Raw genomic sequence first — 224 nt, forward strand, 5'->3', positions numbered from 1 at the left:
TTGGTTTCGAGGAGGCGTTAGGCCAACCCAAGGACCAACCCTCTTTGAAGACCGAAAGCGAGCCGGATCATCGACAGCTGCGCGGAAAGTCAGTGCGACAACTGCACCGACTGATGGTGAGCCTGATCTGACTGGTTCGGTTTGATTGTTAGTGCATGTTTGGCCTTTGGTCTATTGGGACGATTGTTTCCGGTGCCGGTGGTCGGTATCCCAAGGCGCTGTGG

1 pseudogene is annotated in these 224 nt (G+C 55.4%); it reads right to left on the reverse strand.

Annotation, left to right across the window (positions count from 1 at the left end):
• Window positions 1-120 (reverse strand): annotated as a pseudogene (locus tag ABLN87_RS22440) (transposase); the annotation flags it as partial.
• Window positions 121-224: the final 104 nt, after the last annotated feature.

This window comes from Ruegeria sp. SCP10, assembly GCF_040329495.1.
Taxonomy (GTDB): Bacteria; Pseudomonadota; Alphaproteobacteria; order Rhodobacterales; family Rhodobacteraceae; genus Ruegeria.